Genomic DNA, 15,495 nt, shown 5'->3' on the forward strand with positions numbered 1-15,495 from the left:
ATGGCGAAGGCGAAGTTTGAGCGGACGAAGCCGCACTGCAACATCGGCACGATTGGTCACGTGGACCATGGGAAGACGTCGCTGACGGCGGCGATCACGAAGGTTCTGGCGAAGACGGGCGGGGCGACGTTCACGGCGTACGACCAGATCGACAAGGCGCCGGAGGAGAAGGCGCGCGGGATCACGATTTCGACGGCGCATGTGGAGTACGAGACGAAGGCGCGGCATTACGCGCACGTGGATTGCCCTGGTCATGCGGACTACGTGAAGAACATGATCACGGGGGCGGCGCAGATGGACGGGGCGATCCTGGTGGTCTCGGCGGCGGATGGTCCGATGCCGCAGACGCGCGAGCACATCCTGCTGGCGCGCCAGGTGGGTGTGCCGGCGCTGGTGGTGTTCATGAACAAGGTGGACATGGTGGACGATCCCGAGCTTCTGGAGCTGGTGGAGCTCGAGGTTCGGGAGCTGTTGAAGTCGTATCAGTTCCCGGGGGACGAGATTCCGGTGATCAAGGGTTCGGCGCTGTGTGCGCTGGAGGATCGCAATCCGGAGATCGGCGAGCAGGCGATCCTGCAGCTGATGGATGCGGTGGACGCGTACATTCCGCAGCCGGACCGGCCTAAGGATCGTCCGTTCCTGATGCCGATCGAGGACGTGTTCTCGATCTCGGGCCGCGGCACGGTGGTGACGGGGCGGATCGAGCGGGGTGTGGTGAAGGTGGGCGACGAGGTGGAGATCGTCGGCCTGCGCCCGACGATGAAGACGGTGGTGACGGGGGTGGAGATGTTCCGCAAGCTGCTGGACAGCGGCGAGGCGGGGGACAACATCGGGGCGCTGTTGCGTGGCACGAAGCGCGAGGAGGTGGAGCGTGGCCAGGTTCTGGCGGCGCCTGGCTCGATCACGCCGCACACGAAGTTCCTGGCGGAGGCGTACATCCTGACGAAGGAGGAGGGGGGCCGGCACACGCCGTTCTTCACCAACTACCGTCCGCAGTTCTACTTCCGCACGACGGACGTGACGGGTGTTGTGACGCTGCCCGAGGGCACGGAGATGGTGATGCCTGGGGACAATGTGCGGATGGAGGTGACGCTGATCGCGCCGATCGCGATGGACGAGGGGCTGCGCTTCGCGATCCGCGAGGGCGGGCGCACCGTCGGCGCCGGCGTCGTCACCAAGATCGTCCAGTGACGGGCTGAGATCAGGCGAAGGAGAGGGCGTCGCGCGCACCTCCGGCCGGAGCGGGCCGCGTGCGCACGAGGCAAGGGATCATGGACAACCAGAACATCCGCATCCGCCTGAAGGCGTATGATCACCGCGTGCTCGACACGAGCACGCGGGAGATCGTGAACACGGCCAAGCGCACGGGCGCGCAGGTGCGCGGCCCGATCCCGTTGCCGACGCGGATCGAGCGCTTCACCGTGAACCGCTCCCCGCACGTGGACAAGAAGAGCCGCGAGCAGTTCGAGATCCGCACGCATCGCCGGCTGCTCGACATCGTCGATCCGACGCCGCAGACCGTGGACGCGCTGATGAAGCTCGACCTCGCCGCCGGCGTCGATGTCGAGATCAAGGTCTGAGGACCGGGCCATGCGGACGGGTGTGATCGCACGCAAGCTGGGCATGACCCGGCTGTTCAACGACGACGGCACGCACGTGCCCGTCACGGTGCTGCTGCTCGACGAGGTGCAGGTGGTCGCGCAGCGTACCCTGGAGAAGGACGGCTACGCGGCGGTGCAGCTCGGCATCGGCCGCGCCAAGGCCAAGAACACCGGCAAGGCGCTGCGCGGGCATTTCGCCAAGGCGAAGGTCGAGCCGAAGGCGAAGCTCGTCGAGTTCCGCGTCGACCCGTCGGCGATGCCGGGGGTGGGCGCGACGCTGTCGGCGGACCATTTCGTGAAGGGCCAGAAGGTCGATGTCACCGGCACGACCAAGGGCAAGGGCTTCGCCGGTCCGATGAAGCGCTGGAACTTCCGCGGCCTCGAAGCCTCGCACGGCGTGTCGATCAGCCATCGCAGCCACGGCTCGACCGGCCAGCGCCAGGACCCGGGCAAGACCTTCAAGACGAAGAAGATGGCCGGCCATCTGGGCGACGAGCGCGTCACCACGCTCAACCTTGAGATCGCCTCCGTGGATGCCGAGCGCAACGTGATCATGGTGCGCGGCGCGGTGCCGGGCGCGAAGGGCTCCTACGTGCTGGTGCGCGATGCGGTGAAGCGCGCGCGGCCCGCCGAGGCGCCGCTGCCCGCCGGCGTGAAGGCGTGAGGACACGATGAAGAAGACGGTGATCACGCTCGCCAACCAGCCCGCCGGCGAGCTCGACTTGCCCGAGGCGCTGTTCGGCGCCGAGCCGCGTGCCGACATCATGGCGCGCGTGGTGCACTGGCAGCTCGCCAAGCGGCGTGCCGGCACGCACAAGGTCAAGGGCATGGGCGAGGTCAGCGGCACGACCAAGAAGCCCTACAAGCAGAAGGGCACGGGCCGCGCGCGCCAGGGCTCGCTGCGCTCGCCGCAGTTCCGCACCGGCGGCGTGGTGCATGGTCCGGTGGTGCGCGACCACGGCTATGCGCTGCCGAAGAAGGTGCGCCGGCTCGGACTGATCTCGGCCCTCAGCCAGAAGGCGCGCGAAGGCAAGCTGATCGTGCTGGAGGCGGCCGCCTCCGACGGCAAGACGGCGTCGCTGAAGAAGCAGGTGACGGCCCTCGGCTGGCAGTCCGCGCTGGTGATCGACGGCGCGGAACTCGACCAGGGCTTCGCGCGCGCGGCACGGAACATTCCGGGGCTCGATGTGCTGCCGGCGGTCGGTGCGAATGTCTACGACATCCTCCGCCACGACGTGCTGGCGGTGACGAAGGCGGCGGTCGAGGGGCTCGCCCAGCGGCTCGGCGCCGAGGAGACGGCAGGATGAACGACGAAACCGCAGAGCCCGCGCCGAAGGCGGCGCGCCGGATTTCGCCGGAGCGGATGTACCAGGTCGTGCTGAGCCCGGTGATCACCGAGAAGGCGACCGCGCTGACGGCGGCCAACCAGGTGGTGTTCCGCGTGCCGCTGGACGCGACCAAGCCGGAGATCCGCGCCGCGGTCGAGGGGCTGTTCAACGTGAAGGTGCAGGCGGTCAACACGATCGTCATGAAGGGCAAGACCAAGCGGTTCCGCGGCCGGCCCGGTCAGCGGTCGGACTGGAAGAAGGCCATGGTGCGGCTCGCACCCGGCTTCTCCATCGACCTGACCACCGGGCTCGCCTGAGCGGGAGCGGGGAACGATGGCGCTCAAGCAGTTCAAGCCGGTCACGCCCAGCCTGCGCGGCACGGTGCTGGTCGACCGGTCCGGCCTCTGGAAGGGCAAGCCGGTCAAGGGGCTCACGGTCGGCAAGCCGTCCTCCGGCGGGCGGAACAACCACGGGCACACGACCGTGCGGTTCCGCGGCGGCGGCCACAAGCGGTCGTACCGGATCATCGACTTCAAGCGGCGCAAGTTCGACGTGCCGGCCACGGTGGAGCGGATCGAGTACGACCCGAACCGTTCGGCGTGGATCGCGCTGATCAAGTACGCCGACGGCGAGCTTGCTTACATCCTCGCCCCGCAGCGGCTGAAGGCGGGCGATTCGGTGATCTCGGGTACCCGCGCCGACATCAAGCCGGGCAACGCGATGCCGATGGGTGCGATCCCGGTCGGCACGATCATCCACAACATCGAGATGAAGCCGGGTGCGGGCGGCAAGATCGCGCGCGCGGCGGGCACCTACGCGCAGCTGGTCGGCAAGGACGCGGGCTACGCGCAGATCAAGCTCTCCTCGGGCGAGCTTCGCACCGTGCGGGCGGAGTGCATGGCCTCGATCGGCGCGGTGTCGAACCCCGACAACAGCAACCAGCAGATCGGCAAGGCTGGGCGCATGCGCTGGCTCGGGCGGCGGCCGCACAACCGCGGTGTCGCGATGAACCCGATCGACCACCCGCATGGCGGCGGCGAGGGCCGCACCTCGGGCGGGCGCCATCCGGTGACGCCTTGGGGCAAGCCGACCAAGGGCGCGAAGACGCGCCAGAACAAGCGGACGGATGGGCTGATCATCCGCCGCCGCAACGCGACGAAGGGCTGAGCGATGCCGCGTTCCGTCTGGAAGGGGCCGTTCGTGGACGGCTACCTCCTCACCAAGGCCGAGGCGGCCCGCGCGTCGGGGCGCAACGAGATCATCAAGACCTGGTCGCGCCGCTCGACGATCATGCCGCAGTTCATCGGGCTGACCTTCGGCGTCTACAACGGCCGCAAGTTCATCCCCGTGCAGGTGACCGAGCAGATGGTCGGCCACAAGCTCGGCGAGTTCGCGCCTACCCGCACCTTCTCGGGCCACGCGGCGGACAAGAAGTCGAAGCGGAGCTGAGGCGATGGGCAAGATCGGCATGCCGCGTAGGCTGAGCGAGACGGAGGCGCAGGCGATCGTGCGCAATCTCCGCGTCAGCCCGCGCAAGCTCAACCTGGTGGCCGAGATGATTCGCGGCCTGCCGGCGGCGGAGGCGCGCGCGGCGCTCACCTTCTCGAAGCGGCGCATCGCCCAGGCGGTGAAGAAGGCGCTCGATAGCGCGATCGCGAACGCCGAGAACAACCACGGCCTCGATGTCGATCGGCTGACGGTGCGCGAGGCGACGGTCGGGCGATCGGTGGTGATGAAGCGGTTCCATGCGCGCGGCCGCGGCCGTGCGGCGCGCGTCGAGAAGTGGTTCAGCCATCTGACGATCGTGGTGCGCGAGCGCCCGCAGACGGCGAGCGAGGGGGCGCGCTGAGATGGGTCAGAAGGTCAATCCGGTCGGGATGCGGATCGGCATCAACCGTACCTGGGACAGCCGCTGGTTCGCCGACAAGGACTACGCGCAGCTTCTGCACGAGGACCTGAAGCTCCGGAAGTTCCTGCGCGAGAAGCTCGCCCAGGCCGGCGTTGCGCGCGTGGTGGTGGAGCGTCCGGCGAAGAAGCCGCGCGTGACGATCTACGCCGCGCGGCCGGGCGTGATCATCGGCAAGAAGGGCCAGGACATCGAGAAGCTGCGCCAGGAGCTGAAGGCGCTCGCGGGCGCCGAGGTCCAGCTCAACATCGTCGAGATCCGCAAGCCCGAGATCGAGGCGGTGCTGGTGGCCGAGAACATCGCCCAGCAGCTCGAGCGGCGCGTCAGCTTCCGCCGCGCGATGAAGCGCGCGGTGCAGTCGGCGATGCGGCTTGGCGCGCAGGGCATCCGCATCAACTGCGCGGGCCGGCTCGGCGGGGCGGAGATCGCGCGCGTCGAGTGGTACCGCGAGGGGCGCGTGCCGCTGCACACGCTGCGCGCCGACATCGACTTCGGCATCGCGACCGCCAAGACCACTTACGGCACCTGCGGCGTGAAGGTGTGGGTGTTCAAGGGCGAGGTGATGGCGCACGACCCGATGGCGATGGATCGCCGCGCGGCCGAGCAGGCGCCGCAGCGCTGAGCCGGTTCAGGAATCACAGGTAGACGACGATGCTGCAGCCGAAGAAGACGAAGTGGCGCAAGGCCCACAAGGGCCGGATCCACGGCGACGCGAAGGCCGGCACCACGCTGAACTTCGGCTCCTACGGGCTGAAGGCGCTGGAGCCGGAGCGCATCACCGCGCGCCAGATCGAGGCCGCACGGCGCACGATCACGCGCCAGATGAAGCGCCAGGGCCGCGTGTGGATCCGCATCTTCCCCGACGTGCCGGTGTCGAAGAAGCCGGCCGAGGTACGCATGGGTTCGGGCAAGGGCAGCCCGGAGCTCTGGGTGTGCCGGGTGAAGCCGGGGCGGATCATGTTCGAGCTCGATGGCGTAACGGCCGAGGTCGCGCGTTCGGCGCTGGAGCTCGCCGCGGCCAAGCTGCCGATCAAGACCAAGGTCGTGGCGCGGATCGGGCTGGAGGGGTGAGCGATGACCAAGCCGGCTGATCTTCGGGCCAAGAGCCCCGACGAGCTGAAGGACATGCTGATCGCGCTGCGCCGCGAGCAGTTCAACCTGCGCTTCCAGCGGGCCACCGGCCAGCTCGAAAGCACCAACCGCATCCGCGTGATCCGCCGCGACATCGCGCGGATCAAGACGATCCTGGGCGAGCGCGCTGCCGCGCCGGCCGCCTGAGGGGGAGAGACATGCCGAAGCGCGTTCTGACGGGTCGCGTCGTCAGCGACAAGATGGACAAGACCGTGACGGTGCTTGTCGAGCGTCGCGTGATGCATCCGCTCTACAAGAAGTTCATCCGCCGGTCGAAGAAGTACGCCGCGCACGACGAGGCCAACCTGTGCAAGGAGGGCGACGTTGTGCGGATCGAGGAGTGCCGCCCGATCAGCGCGCGCAAGACCTGGCAGGTGATCGAGCGCAACGGCGCACCGCTCGCGGCCGAGGCCGCGCAGGCCGCGGGCTGAGGGGCATCGCGCCATGATCCATGTCGAATCCAACCTCGATGTCGCCGACAATTCCGGCGCGCGGCGGGTGCAGTGCATCAAGGTGCTGGGCGGGGCGAAGCGCAAGACCGCCTCGGTCGGCGACGTGATCGTCGTCTCGGTGAAGGAGGCGATCCCGCGCGGCAAGGTGAAGAAGGGCGACGTGCATCACGCGGTGATCGTGCGCACCGCCTATCCCGTGCGCCGCACCGACGGCTCGGCGATCCGCTTCGACCGCAACGCGGCGGTGTTGATCAACAAGCAGATGGAGCCGATCGGCACGCGCATCTTCGGGCCCGTGGTGCGTGAACTGCGCGCGAAGAAGTTCATGAAGATCATTTCGCTCGCGCCGGAGGTGCTGTGATGGCTGCGAAGATCCGCAAGGGCGACCGGGTGGAGGTGATCTCCGGCGCCCACAAGGGCAAGCGCGGCGAGGTCCTGAAGGTGCTGCCGAAGGAGAGCCGCGCGGTGGTGCAGGGTGTGGCCATGGTGAAGCGCCACCAGAAGCCGAGCGGCATGGGCCAGCCCGGCGGCATCGTCGAGAAGGAGGCGCCCGTGCACCTCTCGAACCTGATGCTGCTCGACCCGAAGACCGACCGGCCGACGCGCGTCGGCTTCCGCATCCTCGATGATGGGAAGAAGGTGCGCGTGGCCAAGGCCTCGGGCGAAGTGATCGACGCGTGACGGAGGCGGCCATGGCAGAGGCCAAGGAGCAGGCGGCCCGCCCGAAGGCGCGGCTGCAGGAGTACTACGAGACGGTGGTGCGGAACGAGCTCGTGAAGGAGTTCGGCTACACGAACCCCTTCGCGGTGCCGAAGCTCGAGAAGATCGTCATCAACATGGGTGTGGGCGAGGCGGCGGGCGATGCGAAGAAGCTCGACTCCGCAGTCGCCGACCTGACGCTGATCGCCGGGCAGAAGCCGGTGAAGACCAAGGCGAAGAAGGCGATCGCCGGGTTCAAGATCCGCGCGGGCATGCCGATCGGCGCGAAGGTGACGCTGCGCCGCGCGCGCATGTACGAGTTCCTCGATCGTCTGGTGACGATCGCGCTGCCGCGCGTGCGCGACTTCCGCGGCGTGACCGGCAAGGGCTTCGACGGGCGCGGCAATTTCGCGATGGGACTGAAGGAGCAGATCGTCTTCCCCGAGATCAACTACGACAAGGTCGACAAGGTCCGGGGCATGGACATCGTGATCTGCACCACGGCGAAGACCGATGCGGAAGCGAAGGCGCTGCTCAAGGCGTTCTCGCTGCCCTTCGCCAACTGAGGAAAGGCTCGGAAGACCACCGGCGCGTGCCGGCAGGTTCGGAGGACAAGAGTTCATGGCCAAGACTTCTTCTGTCGAGCGCAACAAGAAGCGCGAACGGATGGCGAAGCGGGATTCCGGCAAGCGTGCCGCGCTGAAGGCGGTGCTGCGCCAGAAGGACGCGAGCCCGGAGGAGCGCTTCGCGGCGATGCTGAAGCTCGCCGAGATGCCGCGCAACGGCTCGGCGGTGCGCGTGCGGCTGCGCTGCGCGCTGACGGGCCGGTCGCGCGGCAACTACCGCAAGTTCAAGCTGTGCCGCGTGGCGCTGCGCGAGCTCGCCTCCACCGGGCAGATCCCCGGCATGGTCAAGGCGAGCTGGTAGAGGACGGGAGGAGAGCAACCATGGCGATCTCCGATCCGCTGGGCGATCTGATCACCCGCATCCGCAACGCGCAGCGCTCGCGCCGTTCGTCGACGCGCGCGCCGGCCAGCAAGCTGCACGCGAACGTCTGCGAGGTGCTGAAGCGCGAAGGCTATATCCGCGCCTGGAAGATGGTCGAGGTGCGCCCCGGCGTGCGCGAGCTCGAGATCGAGCTCAAGTATTCCGAGGGCGAGCCGGTGATCAAGGAGATCACCCGGGTCTCGACCCCCGGACGGCGCGTCTACTCCAAGATCAAGGAGCTGCCGCGCGTCTATAACGGGCTCGGCGTGTCGATCCTCTCCACCCCGCGCGGGGTGATGAGCGATGTCGAGGCGCGCGCCGCCAATGTCGGCGGCGAAGTGCTCTGCCGCGTGTTCTGAGGCGGGAGGAGGACCCATGTCCCGCGTAGGGAAGTATCCGGTGCCGCTGCCCGCCGGTGTCACGGTCGCGATCGCGAACCGCGTGCTGACGGCAAAGGGCAAGCTTGGCGAACTGAAGCTGCCGCTCGCCGAGGAGATCGAGGCGGCGGTCGAGAACAACGGCGTCGTCGTCAGGCCGCGCGACGAGGGCAAGCGCGCGCGCGCGATGTGGGGCACCACGCGCAGCCTGGTCGCCGGCATGGTGAAGGGGGTCAGCGAGGGCTTCACCAAGACGCTCGAGATCAGCGGCACGGGGTTCCGCGCCGCGGTGCAGGGCAAGGATCTGGTGATGAATCTCGGGTTCAGCCACGAGATCCGCTATCCGGTGCCGGCGGGAATCAAGATCACCTGCGAGAAGCCGACCTCGATCAGGGTCGAGGGCGTGGACAAGCAGCGTGTCGGCCAGGTGGCCGCCGAGATCCGCGCCTTCCGCGGCCCCGAGCCCTACAAGGGCAAGGGCGTGAAGTACGACAACGAGACGATCCTCCGGAAGGAGGGGAAGAAGAAGTAGCCATGGCGACCAAGCTCGACCTCAAGGAGCGGCGCAAGAGCCGGCTGCGCTACCAGCTCCGCCAGAAGGGCGGCGGCCGGCCGCGCCTCTCGGTGTTCCGCTCCTCCAAGCACATCTACGCGCAGGTGATCGACGATGCCGCCGGCAGGACGATCGCCGCGGCGTCCTCGCGCGATCCGGATCTGAAGGCGGCGCTGCGCACGGGGGCGGACAAGGCCGCGGCCGCGGCGGTCGGCCGCGCGGTGGCGGAGCGGGCGAAGGCCGCCGGCGTCTCGGCCGTGGTGTTCGACCGCGGCGCGTATCTCTATCACGGCCGCGTGCGTGCGCTGGCCGATGCCGCCCGCGAAGGCGGGCTCGACTTCTGAGCGCGGGGGCCTGAGGCATGGCACGGGAACCGAGGGAAGGCCGCGACCGCGGTGAGCGGCGCGAGCGCGACCGCGACGGCGACGATCTGGTCGACAAGCTGGTCGCGATCAACCGCGTCGCCAAGGTGGTGAAGGGCGGCCGACGCTTCGCCTTCGCCGCCCTCGTCGTGGTCGGCGACAAGAAGGGGCGCGTGGGGCTCGGCACCGGCAAGGCGCGCGAGGTGCCGGAGGCGATCCGCAAGGCGACGGACTCGGCCAAGCGGTCGATGATCCGCGTGCCGATGCGCGAGGGCCGCACCCTGCATCACGACGTGATCGGCCATTTCGGCGCGGGCCGCGTGGTGCTGCGCGCCGCCCCGGCCGGCACCGGCATCATCGCCGGCGGGCCGATGCGCGCGGTGTTCGAGACCATGGGCATGGGCGACGTGGTGGCGAAGTCGCTCGGCACGACGAACCCGCACAACATGGTCAAGGCGACCTTCGCGGCGCTCAGGAACGTCAACGCCCCGCGCAGCGTGGCCGCGCGACGTGGCAAGAAGGTCTCCGACCTGATCGGCCGGCGCGACCAGCCGGCGCCCGAGGCGCGGGAGGCGGCCGATGCCTGAGGCGAAGAAGCGCGTGCGCGTCACGCAGGTGGGCAGCCCCATCAACCGTCACGCGAGCCAGCGCGAGACCCTGATCGGGCTCGGGCTGAACAAGCTGAACCGGACGCGCGAGCTCGAGGACACGCCCGCGGTGCGGGGCATGATCCGCAAGGTGGCGCATCTGGTGAAGGTGGAGGAGGTGGCGGGCTGAGCCCCGCCGCATCCCACCGGGAGAGAGTGCGATGAAACTCAACGAACTGCGCGACAATCCGGGCGCGCGGACGAAGTTCAAGCGGGTCGGCCGGGGCATCGGCTCCGGCAAGGGCAAGACCTCGGGCCGCGGCGTGAAGGGCCAGAAGGCGCGCACCGGCGTGGCGCTCAACGGGTTCGAGGGCGGCCAGCTGCCGATCTATCGCCGGCTGCCGAAGCGCGGCTTCGAGCCGCTGAGCCGCACGGTCTACAGCCCGCTCAACCTCGCGCGGCTGGAGAAGGCCATCGAGGCCGGGCGGATCGATGCCGAGCGGCCGATCGACGAGGCCGTGCTGCGCGCGGCCGGGCTGGTGCGCAAGGGCAAGGTCGCCGGTGTCCGTCTGCTCGCGGTGGGTTCGGTGTCGCGGCCGCTCACGCTCACGGTGACCGGCGCCTCGGCGGCCGCGGTGGCCGCGATCGAGGCCGCCGGCGGCACGGTCACCCTGATGGCGGCGTCCCGGCCGGCCGAGGGCTGAGCCGGCCAGGCGTGCGGGGCCGGCGCGGACGCGTTCACCTCATGGCGGGTGCGGCCCATCGGCGCTTGATTGCACCGGCAGGGGGCGGGCACCTTCGCGGCCGGCCCCCGCAGATCTGATCGATCGGAGCATCCATGGCCTCGGCCGCCGAACAGCTTGCCGCCAATCTGAACTTCGGAGCCTTCGCCAAGGCGACCGAACTGAAGAAGCGCCTGTGGTTCACCCTGGGCGTGCTGATCGTCTACCGCATCGGCACCTACATCCCCGTGCCGGGGATCGATGCGTCGGTGATGGCCGAGCTCGTGCGCACGCATGGCGGTGGCATTCTCGGCATGTTCGACATGTTCACCGGCGGCGCGCTGGGGCGCATGACGGTGTTCGCGCTGAACATCATGCCCTACATCTCGGCCGCCATCATCATGCAGCTGATGACGGCGGCGAGCCCCACGCTCGAACAGCTCAAGAAGGAGGGCGAGCAGGGGCGCAAGAAGATCAACCAGTACACGCGCTATCTGACGGTGGTGATCGCCGCGGTGCAGGCCTACGGCATTGCGGTGGGGCTGGAGAGCATCACCGGCACGCTCGGGCCGGCGGTGGCTGAGCCAGGACTGTTCTTCCGATTCTCGGCCGTGGTGACGCTGGTCGGCGGCACGATCTTCCTGATGTGGCTCGGCGAGCAGATCACGGCGCGCGGGGTCGGCAACGGCATCTCGCTGATCATCTTCTCGGGCATCGTCGCCAACCTGCCCTCTGCGCTCGCGGCCACGCTGGAACTCGGCCGGACCGGGGCGATCAGCACCTTCGTGCTGCTGTTCCTGCTGGTGATGGCGGTGGTGGTGACCGGCGCGGTCGTGTTCGTCGAGCGCGCGCAGCGGCGCATCATCGTGCAGTACCCGAAGCGCCAGGTCGGCAACCGGATGTTCGGCGGCGACTCGACGCATCTGCCGCTCAAGATCAACACCGCCGGCGTGATCCCGGCGATCTTCGCCTCCGCGCTGCTGCTGCTGCCGGTGACGATCGCGGGGTTCTCGGCCGAGGGCGGGCCGGAGTGGCTGCAGCCGATCACGGCCGCACTCGCGCATGGCCAGCCGCTCTACATGATCCTCTACGCCGCGATGATCGTGTTCTTCGCCTTCTTCTACACCGCGGTGGTGTTCAACCCGACCGAGACGGCCGACAACCTGAAGAAGTATGGCGGCTTCATCCCCGGCATCCGGCCCGGGCAGAACACCGCGGAGTACTTCGACTACGTGCTGACGCGGCTGACCACGGTGGGCGCGATCTACCTGGTCGCGGTCTGCCTGCTGCCGGAGTTCCTGATCTCGCGCTATGCCGTGCCGTTCTATTTCGGCGGCACCTCGCTGCTGATCATCGTCATCGTCACGATCGACACGGTGGCGCAGATCCAGTCGCACCTGATCGCGCACCAGTACGAGGGGCTGATCAAGAAGGCGCGGCTGAGGGGGGCGCGCAAGTGAACCTGATCCTGCTCGGGCCGCCGGGTGCCGGGAAGGGCACCCAGGCCAAACGGCTGGAGACCAGGCACGGCATTGCCCAGATCTCCACCGGCGACATGCTGCGCGCCGAGGTGGCCTCGGGCAGCGAGATCGGCAGGCAAGCGAAGTCGATCATGGAGGCCGGGCAGCTCGTGCCGGATGCGCTGATCACGGAGATGCTGGGCCGGCGGATCGAAGCGGAGGACTGCGCGCGCGGCTTCATTCTCGACGGATTTCCGCGCACGGTCGCCCAGGCCGAGTCGCTCGACCGGATGCTGGCCGCGAAGGGACGCGGGCTCGATCGTGTGATCGAGCTGAAGGTGGACGACGCCGCGCTGGTGGAACGGATCTCGGGCCGCTTCACCTGCGCCAAGTGCGGCGAGGGCTACCACGACCGGTTCAAGCGGCCGAAGGTCGAGGGCGTGTGCGACGTGTGCGGCGGCACCGAGTTCACCCGCCGCGCCGACGACCGCGCCGAGACGGTGGCCGCCCGGCTGGAGGCCTATCACCGCCAGACCGCGCCGCTGCTGCCATACTACGCGGCTCAGGGGCGGCTGGTCAGCGTGGACGGCATGGCGGAGATGGACGAGGTGTCGCGCCAGATCGAGGCCGCGCTGGCCCGGTGAGCGCGAAGGCCCGCCCGTGCCGGGGGCCTCTCCCCTGCGCAGGGCGGCGTTGACAGCGGGGCCGCGCGGCCTATAGTGCGCGACCTCCGGCGGCCCTCCGGGTCGGCCGCCGTTGTCGTTTGTGCTGAAGGAACCCTGCCGCCACGGCCCTTGGCCGGCGGGGTCGGGCGTGCCTCCCGGAGGCGCGGATGGGCCAGGACGTGGAGCGGGGACGTGGCGCGTATCGCCGGCGTGAACATTCCGACCAACAAGCGGGTCACCATCTCGCTGCGCTACATCTACGGCATCGGGCCGGCGAAGGCGCAGGAGATCTGCCAGGCCCTCAACATCCCCGACGACCGCCGGGTGAACCAGCTGACGGACGAGGAGATCCTCCGCATCCGCGAGCTGATCGACCGCACCTACCGCGTCGAGGGTGACCTCCGGCGCGAGGTGGCGATGAACATCAAGCGGCTGATGGATCTCGGCTGCTACCGCGGCCTGCGCCACCGGCGCGGCCTGCCGGTGCGCGGCCAGCGGACCCACACCAATGCCCGCACCCGCAAGGGCAAGGCCGTGCCGATCGCCGGCAAGAAGAAGGTGACGAAGTAGCCGCTCCGGCTACCCACCCGCCGGGACCAGAGACCAAGGACAGACAGAAGCCATGGCGAAGCCTGCCGCGCGCCCGCGCAAGAAGGAGCGGAAGAACATCACGTCGGGGGTGGCCCACGTGAACGCGTCCTTCAACAACACGATGATCACGATCACCGACGCCCAGGGCAACGCGATCTCCTGGTCCTCGGCCGGGATGATGGGGTTCAAGGGCAGCCGCAAGTCCACGCCCTACGCGGCGCAGGTCGCGGCCGAGGATGCAGGCCGCAAGGCGCGCGACCACGGCATGGAGGTGCTGGAGGTCGAGGTGTCGGGCCCCGGCTCGGGCCGCGAGAGTGCGCTCCGTGCCCTCCAGGCGGTCGGCTTCCAGATCACCGCGATCAAGGATGTGACGCCGATCCCGCACAATGGCTGCCGGCCGCGCAAGCGCCGGCGCGTCTGAGCGACGCAGTCATGCGGGGGGCGGCGGGATGCCGCACCCCGTCCCCGTGAGGCGGTTCCGCGCGGGGAGAGGGACACGCCGCACCGAACACGGTGCGGCCGACGGACCGCAGGACTAGGGCGAGAGGTTCACCCGTGCTGCAGAAGAATTGGCAGGCCCTGATCAAGCCGAGCAAGCTGGAGATCGAGCCCGGGCATGACCCCCATCGGGTCGCGACCGTGGTGGCCGAGCCGCTGGAGCGCGGCTTCGGCATGACGCTCGGCAATGCGCTGCGGCGCGTGCTGCTGTCCTCGCTCCAGGGGGCCGCGGTGACGGCGGTGCAGATCGATGGCGTGCTGCACGAGTTCAGCTCGATCCCCGGCGTGCGCGAGGATGTCACGGACATCGTGCTGAACATCAAGCAGCTCGCGATCCGCATGCACTCCGACGGGCCGCGGCGCATGACGCTGTCGGCGACCGGCCCGGGCGAGGTGCGCGCCGGCCAGATCGAGGCCGGGCACGACATCGAGATCCTGAACCCCGAGCTCGTGCTGTGCACGCTGGATGACGGCGTGAAGCTCGGCATGGAGTTCACGGTCAACACCGGCAAGGGCTACGTGCCGGCGGCCGAGAACCGGGCCGAGGATGCGCCGATCGGGCTGATCCCCGTGGATGCGATCTACTCGCCGGTGCGGCGCGTGGCGTACCGCGTCGAGCCGACCCGCGTCGGCCAGGTGACGAACTACGACCGTCTGCTGCTGACGGTCGAGACGAACGGCACGATCGGGGCCGAGGATGCGGTGGCGCTGGCCGCGCGCATCCTTCAGGACCAGCTCCAGCTCTTCATCAACTTCGAGGAGCCGCGCCAGATCTCGGCCGAGGAGCATCGCGACGACCTGCCGTTCAACCGCAACCTGCTGCGCAAGGTGGACGAGCTGGAGCTGTCGGTCCGCTCCGCGAACTGCCTGAAGAACGACAACATCGTCTATATCGGCGATCTCGTGCAGAAGACCGAGCAGGAGATGCTGCGCACGCCCAATTTCGGGCGGAAGTCGCTCAACGAGATCAAGGAAGTGCTGGCGGCCATGGGTCTCTCGCTCGGCATGACGGTGCCGGGCTGGCCGCCGGAGAACATCGAGGATCTGGCGAAGAAGCTCGAGGAGCCCTATTGAGGGCCGCCTGAAGGTAAGGGGTAGACGACCATGCGCCACCGTGTCGGCGGCACCAAGCTCAGCGTCACCAGCACGCATCGCGCGGCGATGTTCCGCAATCTCGCGGTGGCGCTGATCAAGCACGAGCAGATCACCACCACCTTGCCGAAGGCGAAGGCGCTGAGGCCGGTGGCGGAGAAGCTGATCACGCTCGGCAAGCGGGGCGGGCTGCATGCGCGCCGTCAGGCCTATGCGCAGCTGCGCGACGACGCGATCGTGGCGAAGCTGTTCGGCCCGCTGGCGGAGCGCTACCAGGCGCGCCCGGGCGGCTATTGCCGCGTGCTCAAGGCCGGGTTCCGCTACGGCGACATGGCGGCGATGGCGGTGATCGAGCTGGTCGAGCGCGACCGCGACGCGAAGGGTCAGGACAGTGGCCCCAAGCCCGAGCCGAAGGTCGAGGACGAGGCCGAGGAGCAGCAGCAGGCCTGATCCTCGATCCAGGGGAATGCGCGAAGGCGGTACG

General features: G+C 68.9%; 28 protein-coding genes. All 28 read left to right on the plus strand.

Annotated elements, in window-relative coordinates:
• The 28 genes from tuf (at window position 1) to rplQ (ending at window position 15,461) form a co-directional block, all read left to right on the plus strand.
• On the plus strand, window positions 1-1,191 hold the full coding sequence (gene tuf / locus F563_RS0110515) for an elongation factor Tu (protein ID WP_019013728.1): 1,191 nt from the start codon (window positions 1-3) through the stop codon (window positions 1,189-1,191).
• Between the two features lie 80 nt (window positions 1,192-1,271).
• Window positions 1,272-1,580, plus strand: coding sequence for a 30S ribosomal protein S10 (gene rpsJ / locus F563_RS0110520; protein ID WP_019014633.1), 309 nt, complete (start codon window positions 1,272-1,274; stop codon window positions 1,578-1,580).
• 10 nt (window positions 1,581-1,590) lie between these two features.
• Window positions 1,591-2,265, plus strand: coding sequence for a 50S ribosomal protein L3 (gene rplC / locus F563_RS0110525; protein WP_019014634.1), 675 nt, complete (start codon window positions 1,591-1,593; stop codon window positions 2,263-2,265).
• A 7-nt stretch (window positions 2,266-2,272) separates the two neighbouring features.
• Window positions 2,273-2,908, plus strand: coding sequence for a 50S ribosomal protein L4 (gene rplD / locus F563_RS0110530; protein WP_019014635.1), 636 nt, complete (start codon window positions 2,273-2,275; stop codon window positions 2,906-2,908).
• 41 nt (window positions 2,909-2,949) lie between these two features.
• Window positions 2,950-3,246 carry a 50S ribosomal protein L23 gene (locus F563_RS0110535; protein WP_425386937.1) on the plus strand — a complete coding sequence of 99 codons (297 nt, stop codon included), beginning with the start codon at window positions 2,950-2,952 and terminating at the stop codon, window positions 3,244-3,246.
• Window positions 3,247-3,262: 16 nt separating this feature from the next.
• Window positions 3,263-4,096 carry a 50S ribosomal protein L2 gene (rplB, locus tag F563_RS0110540; protein WP_019014637.1) on the plus strand — a complete coding sequence of 278 codons (834 nt, stop codon included), beginning with the start codon at window positions 3,263-3,265 and terminating at the stop codon, window positions 4,094-4,096.
• 3 nt (window positions 4,097-4,099) lie between these two features.
• Window positions 4,100-4,378, plus strand: a complete 279-nt coding sequence (gene rpsS, locus F563_RS0110545; RefSeq protein WP_019014638.1) for a 30S ribosomal protein S19 — start codon at window positions 4,100-4,102, stop codon at window positions 4,376-4,378.
• Window positions 4,379-4,382: 4 nt separating this feature from the next.
• Window positions 4,383-4,778 carry a 50S ribosomal protein L22 gene (rplV, locus tag F563_RS0110550; protein ID WP_019014639.1) on the plus strand — a complete coding sequence of 132 codons (396 nt, stop codon included), beginning with the start codon at window positions 4,383-4,385 and terminating at the stop codon, window positions 4,776-4,778.
• A gap of 1 nt (window position 4,779) precedes the next feature.
• Window positions 4,780-5,457: a 30S ribosomal protein S3 gene (gene rpsC, locus F563_RS0110555; protein ID WP_019014640.1), complete on the plus strand. Its 678-nt coding sequence runs from the start codon at window positions 4,780-4,782 to the stop codon at window positions 5,455-5,457.
• A 29-nt stretch (window positions 5,458-5,486) separates the two neighbouring features.
• Complete coding sequence (gene rplP / locus F563_RS0110560; RefSeq protein ID WP_019014641.1) at window positions 5,487-5,906, plus strand: 50S ribosomal protein L16; 420 nt, start codon at window positions 5,487-5,489, stop codon at window positions 5,904-5,906.
• A gap of 3 nt (window positions 5,907-5,909) precedes the next feature.
• Window positions 5,910-6,113: a 50S ribosomal protein L29 gene (rpmC, locus tag F563_RS0110565; protein ID WP_019014642.1), complete on the plus strand. Its 204-nt coding sequence runs from the start codon at window positions 5,910-5,912 to the stop codon at window positions 6,111-6,113.
• Window positions 6,114-6,124: 11 nt separating this feature from the next.
• A complete protein-coding gene (gene rpsQ, locus F563_RS0110570; RefSeq protein WP_019014643.1) occupies window positions 6,125-6,397 on the plus strand; it encodes a 30S ribosomal protein S17 in 273 nt (90 codons plus the stop codon).
• A 13-nt stretch (window positions 6,398-6,410) separates the two neighbouring features.
• Window positions 6,411-6,779, plus strand: coding sequence for a 50S ribosomal protein L14 (rplN, locus tag F563_RS0110575; protein WP_019014644.1), 369 nt, complete (start codon window positions 6,411-6,413; stop codon window positions 6,777-6,779).
• On the plus strand, window positions 6,779-7,099 hold the full coding sequence (rplX, locus tag F563_RS0110580) for a 50S ribosomal protein L24 (RefSeq protein WP_019014645.1): 321 nt from the start codon (window positions 6,779-6,781) through the stop codon (window positions 7,097-7,099). Before rplN ends, rplX begins: the two co-directional genes overlap by 1 nt.
• A gap of 11 nt (window positions 7,100-7,110) precedes the next feature.
• On the plus strand, window positions 7,111-7,683 hold the full coding sequence (gene rplE, locus F563_RS0110585) for a 50S ribosomal protein L5 (protein ID WP_019014646.1): 573 nt from the start codon (window positions 7,111-7,113) through the stop codon (window positions 7,681-7,683).
• Between the two features lie 55 nt (window positions 7,684-7,738).
• Window positions 7,739-8,044 (plus strand): 30S ribosomal protein S14, encoded by a 306-nt coding sequence (gene rpsN / locus F563_RS0110590; protein WP_019014647.1) that lies wholly within the window; start codon window positions 7,739-7,741, stop codon window positions 8,042-8,044.
• A 20-nt stretch (window positions 8,045-8,064) separates the two neighbouring features.
• A complete protein-coding gene (rpsH, locus tag F563_RS0110595) occupies window positions 8,065-8,463 on the plus strand; it encodes a 30S ribosomal protein S8 (protein WP_019014648.1) in 399 nt (132 codons plus the stop codon).
• 16 nt (window positions 8,464-8,479) lie between these two features.
• On the plus strand, window positions 8,480-9,013 hold the full coding sequence (gene rplF / locus F563_RS0110600; protein ID WP_019014649.1) for a 50S ribosomal protein L6: 534 nt from the start codon (window positions 8,480-8,482) through the stop codon (window positions 9,011-9,013).
• Between the two features lie 2 nt (window positions 9,014-9,015).
• Complete coding sequence (gene rplR, locus F563_RS0110605) at window positions 9,016-9,378, plus strand: 50S ribosomal protein L18 (RefSeq protein WP_019014650.1); 363 nt, start codon at window positions 9,016-9,018, stop codon at window positions 9,376-9,378.
• A gap of 17 nt (window positions 9,379-9,395) precedes the next feature.
• The gene (gene rpsE, locus F563_RS0110610) at window positions 9,396-9,983 is read left to right on the plus strand and encodes a 30S ribosomal protein S5 (RefSeq protein WP_019014651.1); all 588 of its coding nucleotides are present in this window, start codon (window positions 9,396-9,398) and stop codon (window positions 9,981-9,983) included.
• Window positions 9,976-10,173: a 50S ribosomal protein L30 gene (rpmD, locus tag F563_RS0110615; protein WP_019014652.1), complete on the plus strand. Its 198-nt coding sequence runs from the start codon at window positions 9,976-9,978 to the stop codon at window positions 10,171-10,173. Before rpsE ends, rpmD begins: the two co-directional genes overlap by 8 nt.
• A gap of 31 nt (window positions 10,174-10,204) precedes the next feature.
• Window positions 10,205-10,687: a 50S ribosomal protein L15 gene (rplO, locus tag F563_RS0110620; RefSeq protein ID WP_019014653.1), complete on the plus strand. Its 483-nt coding sequence runs from the start codon at window positions 10,205-10,207 to the stop codon at window positions 10,685-10,687.
• A 134-nt stretch (window positions 10,688-10,821) separates the two neighbouring features.
• Complete coding sequence (gene secY / locus F563_RS0110625) at window positions 10,822-12,165, plus strand: preprotein translocase subunit SecY (RefSeq protein WP_019014654.1); 1,344 nt, start codon at window positions 10,822-10,824, stop codon at window positions 12,163-12,165.
• Entirely contained in the window at window positions 12,162-12,809 is a 648-nt protein-coding gene (locus tag F563_RS0110630) for an adenylate kinase (RefSeq protein ID WP_019014655.1), read from the plus strand. The genes secY and F563_RS0110630 overlap by 4 nt, the downstream gene beginning before the upstream one ends.
• Window positions 12,810-13,022: 213 nt before the next feature.
• On the plus strand, window positions 13,023-13,400 hold the full coding sequence (gene rpsM, locus F563_RS0110635; RefSeq protein ID WP_019014656.1) for a 30S ribosomal protein S13: 378 nt from the start codon (window positions 13,023-13,025) through the stop codon (window positions 13,398-13,400).
• Window positions 13,401-13,452: 52 nt separating this feature from the next.
• Window positions 13,453-13,842 (plus strand): 30S ribosomal protein S11, encoded by a 390-nt coding sequence (gene rpsK / locus F563_RS0110640; RefSeq protein WP_019014657.1) that lies wholly within the window; start codon window positions 13,453-13,455, stop codon window positions 13,840-13,842.
• A gap of 134 nt (window positions 13,843-13,976) precedes the next feature.
• Window positions 13,977-14,993, plus strand: coding sequence for a DNA-directed RNA polymerase subunit alpha (locus F563_RS0110645; RefSeq protein WP_019014658.1), 1,017 nt, complete (start codon window positions 13,977-13,979; stop codon window positions 14,991-14,993).
• Between the two features lie 30 nt (window positions 14,994-15,023).
• Window positions 15,024-15,461, plus strand: coding sequence for a 50S ribosomal protein L17 (rplQ, locus tag F563_RS0110650; protein WP_019014659.1), 438 nt, complete (start codon window positions 15,024-15,026; stop codon window positions 15,459-15,461).
• The last annotated feature ends 34 nt before the right edge of the window (window positions 15,462-15,495 follow it).

This window comes from Elioraea tepidiphila DSM 17972, assembly GCF_000378465.1.
Classification (GTDB): Bacteria; Pseudomonadota; Alphaproteobacteria; order Acetobacterales; family Acetobacteraceae; genus Elioraea; species Elioraea tepidiphila.